Source organism: Legionella anisa (assembly GCF_001467525.1).
Taxonomy (GTDB): domain Bacteria; phylum Pseudomonadota; class Gammaproteobacteria; order Legionellales; family Legionellaceae; genus Legionella; species Legionella anisa.
Genome location: NZ_LNXS01000025.1, coordinates 1 through 4,435 on the forward strand (window position 1 = coordinate 1; position 4,435 = coordinate 4,435).

A 4,435-nucleotide genomic window follows, 5' to 3' on the forward strand; every position below is an offset into this window, starting at 1 on the left:
TGAAAAAATGGCCTAAAACACTGTCAACCCCTAAATGATAAAATTTAAAAATATTTTTTACGCAGCCTTGCCGAAAGGACACGTTATTCAATATGTGAAAGAACACATCAACAAAACCATAAAAAATAACAATGCAGAAGCACTACACGACCAAATCTTAATAGACCTCTACGATGCAGCCATTATGGATAAACACTATTATGACAAAATAACAGCCAGTGTTGGTCCGGTATTATCGGAAATTAATAAAAGTAATGCTTCCAAGATTCTCTCATCCAAAGCTGAACAAGGAGATATTGAACTGATGGATGTCATTAAAAATAAGAAAGTACTCTATATTGGCTTGGATAGTCTAACTAATCCCAATATCGCTCAGGCAGTGGGTAAAGCCTTCTTATCAGATCTAGTATCCACAGCCGGTAAAATCTACAAGGAACCTAATGCCCGATATACCTTGAATCTTCATTGTGATGAGCTTTCTGAAATTATCCAGGATTCGTTTGTGAAAATTCTCAATAAAGCGGGTGGAGCTGGGTTTCAGGTTACTGCTTATGCTCAGACAATTCAGGATATGGAAGTAGCTCTTGGGTCAAAAGCTAAGGCAGAAGTATCTGAAGGTAATTTTAATACTCTTATTATGTTACGGGTTAAAAATGAAGAAACTGCTAATATGTTGGTTAAAGTTCTTCCTCAAGTAGGAATAGTTGGACATACCCAAGTTTCAATGGTTAATGATACACCTCATGGTGATGATGGGGTGTATTTTAATACGACTAATGAGGATAGAGTTCAGACTGCTTCTGTTCCTATGATTGGGGTTGATGATATTGTTTCTTTGCCTAAGGGGCAGGCATTTGTTTTGGTGAATGGAGGGGAGGTCTATAAGCTACGAATACCATTACCTCTATCATCAAACCTATAGGGTTGCATGTCATTTCATATTGTATTTTTTGAAAATTCCTGCCTGTTAACCTAATCTTAAAAAAGGGTATCAAGAGATGCATATTAAAATTAAATTCAACAGAAGATAATTTCAATGAAAGATATTAAGCCTACCCTACTGGTGGGGTGCGGTATAAATTACGCCTTTAATGACTTCTATCCAGATAACAACAAGTTTCTTCGATCAAGTTTTTCATATAGTGAAATATTACCTGACATGTTTAAAAAAACAAATTACATGTCCAAGCTTAAGTCAAAATTTAAAATATACCTCAACGGTAATGGTAATGATTTAGAAGAATTCTTAAGGTATGAGTTTGATGGTGCTAAAGGCTCCCTTTCTGAAAAAGAAAAAGAAGAGACAAAGAATGAGTTTATTAAGATACTGGGGGAAAATCATAGAAGGCTAACTTTTAGGCGTGCACTTTCTGATCAAAATATATTTGATTCTTTTAAGAAAAATTTAATGGATTTTGATTGCATTTACACAACGAACTTTGATCTCAAACTATACTATTTGATGAATGAATTAAACTTGTTTGGTAATAAGAAAAATAATTATACCTTATTTAATGACTGCTTTTACCCTAAAAAAAATGAAAATTGCAGCGTAGGCGATTGTAAATTATATCCATTTAATGAAAGCTCCAAGATATGGAGCTTGATTTATTTACATGGTTCAATGCATCTATTTAGCCACTCTAAAAATGACGATAAGTCCCTAATTGTAAAAAAAATAGCAAAGGTACAATCCTATAATCTTATTAAAAAAAGAGAAATCATTTGCAGCCATGATAATTTTTATGACCTTTTTGTACTAGGCGGCACAACAAAGGAAAAGAGAGACATTATAGAAAAAACTTCTTATTTAAAACAAGCGTTAGAATCTTTAAAAAAAATCAAAGGCGATCTAATTATATACGGTTGTTCTATTGATGATAACGATGCCCATATATGGGAGATTATTTGTTGTAATAAAAATATAGATAAAATTTATATAGGAATATCTGGCAATGGTAGTGGCAAAAATAGAATAGAAAATCATTTCAAAGGGAAAAATATATCTTTCTTTTCTCATGAGGATCATAACATTTGGAAGGAGGATGACTGGCTCGCCAATATAATCCACGTGAGAGTCATTTAAACTGATGCCCCCTGCGTCACTGCAATTTCCCAGCAGTGACGCAGAAAAATCACCTTGATTTTACCGCGTAAAATCAACACATTTCAGCATTTTGTCCGATCCCGCCGATCGGGATTGGACAAAATTCTTTCCCAAATCCCTTGCGAAGCAAGCACCGCTTTGCTAATTTGGAATCAAGCATGACTGATGAGCTGGTGAAATTCCGGCGAAACGTCAACCGACGTCTTATGCTAAGCCACTTCATTCCCTAACCTCGTGGCTGGACGTTCAGTCGGGAAACCCATCTAGGAATCTCTGTCATCCGACAGAGCAACTCCCTCGGGAGTTTAAGTCAGTTTGTTTCAAATTTGACCATGGACTTGAATGACAAGGCCCATCGTCTTGCCATTTTTGTTAATCATTAAAACAAGGAGAAAATAACCACCCAAAACTATTGTAAATCGGCGAGATCGTTTGCCTTATAACGATTGATTTGCCCCCCACCTCGAGCTTTATGGCTTTGACCAGGTTTCATCTTTGAGTGAGCCGCTCGACCAACACTAAACCAAAGACAGGGCAAATAAATTCATATCGGAAGGGATGATGAGAAAATACAGCTTAAGACAAACTGCTAATCAATTTTTGAAACTCGGTAATCAAGGTAGCCACAAAGTCAAAAAACAACGCGCCTATGTCATTCGTAAAATGATTGATGACCTCTATACCATTGGAGATATTCCATCTTCCTGGAAAGGCATTCAATCGCATCATATTCATCAACTAGTTGTTCATTGGAAGAAAAGTAAAATACGAACTAGTACGATTATGAATCACATGACCATAGTTAGGCATTATCTAACCAGCATAGATTGCACTATTCCGAATATAGACAATCAATTCCTACAACTTAACAAAACTAGGAAACGTAAAAGAAAACTCCAAATCCAGCCTGACCATTGGCAGTCGTGGGATAATTCCTATCCACGACTCATCATGGCACTTCAAACTGAATTTGGCCTAACTTATCAAGAAGCTATTTATATAAAACCCGAAATTAATATTCAATCGGACAGCATTTGGATAACTAGAAATATCGCCTTTAATTCCTTAGACAGAACTATTCCAATCAGATTTGAAAGACAAAAAACCATCCTAGAAGACATGAAAGAAATGACTGATGGCAAATCAATTGCTGAATTTAATGATTATGAGTACACAAGAATTGCATGGAGAAAGGCTTTAAAAAAACATGTTTTACCGATTAATAAAGCATACCGCTACCTCTATGCAAAACAGATGTATCAATATCTTTTACCTATCTTAGGCAAGTATCAAGCCTATTGGGTCATTCGGAGTGAAATGGGTATCAAATCTCGTGACTCATTATGGAGATATCTTAATGACTAAGTCCAAACTTAAAAATGCCCAGTATTCAATCAATGAATGTATTAAGAAAATCCAAAACTACTCCCACGCCAGTCGAGCAGATATGAAACACATGCTGAATCGCTGTGTGAAGGACTTACACGAGCTTGGCTACATGGTCACACATATCAAAGGATTAAAACCAAAACATATACATATCTTGGTTGAACACTGGAAAAAACAGAATAAAAACCCTGCAACCATTAAAAACTACATGGCTAAATTGCGTAAAGTGGCATCAGCACTGAACAAACCTGAACTCGTTAAATCAGACAATGATAGCTACCAAATAAGTAAACGAAATTATATTCAACAATATAATAAAGCAATAATTAATGTCGATTTTTCCAAATGCCCAGATCCTATGATCCGCTTATCCCTCGACGCTCAATTTCTTTTTGGTCTACGGCGTGAAGAATCTATGAAGATTGTGCTGAGTGACGCTTGGCAAGGAAATAAATTGGTTATCAAACCAAGCTGGACAAAAGGTGGAATAGGTCGAGACATAAAATTAACCAATGAGCAACAACGACAGTGGTTGATTAATGCCATAAAGCAAGTTCCACTTGGACAATCCCTCATCCCCAAAGATAAGACCTACAAAAACCACTTAGCTCAGTATCATGAAGTCATAGAAAAAATGGGGTTAAGTAAGTGCCATGGGCTTCGTCATGCCTATGCCCAGCGAAGATATCACAAGATAACAAAGTCCTATGACAAAACTGGTAGAGGTCTTATATGTCCAATACAAGGGGGTAAAGCTTACAAGGAGCTTAATTCTCTTGAAAAATATTGGGATAAAACCGCAAGAGAATTGATCAGCCAGGAGCTTGGGCATTCGAGATTGAGTATTACTAAAATTTATTGTGGAAAGTAGGTGATTATGTAAAGTAGTTCAAAAAGACCCAATAATATCAAGACTAATCCTCAAAATTACATTACATA

General features: G+C 36.0%; 3 protein-coding genes and 1 pseudogene. All 4 read left to right on the forward strand.

Annotated elements, in window-relative coordinates:
* Positions 1-82: 82 nt before the first annotated feature.
* A pseudogene (locus Lani_RS08935) lies at positions 83-922 on the forward strand (TraM recognition domain-containing protein); the annotation flags it as partial.
* A 114-nt stretch (positions 923-1,036) separates the two neighbouring features.
* Complete coding sequence (locus Lani_RS08940; RefSeq protein WP_019234430.1) at positions 1,037-2,086, forward strand: DUF4917 family protein; 1,050 nt, start codon at positions 1,037-1,039, stop codon at positions 2,084-2,086.
* A gap of 582 nt (positions 2,087-2,668) precedes the next feature.
* Positions 2,669-3,472, forward strand: a complete 804-nt coding sequence (locus Lani_RS08945; RefSeq protein WP_019234429.1) for a phage integrase N-terminal domain-containing protein — start codon at positions 2,669-2,671, stop codon at positions 3,470-3,472.
* Entirely contained in the window at positions 3,465-4,367 is a 903-nt protein-coding gene (locus tag Lani_RS08950) for a phage integrase N-terminal domain-containing protein (RefSeq protein ID WP_058388509.1), read from the forward strand. Before Lani_RS08945 ends, Lani_RS08950 begins: the two co-directional genes overlap by 8 nt.
* The last annotated feature ends 68 nt before the right edge of the window (positions 4,368-4,435 follow it).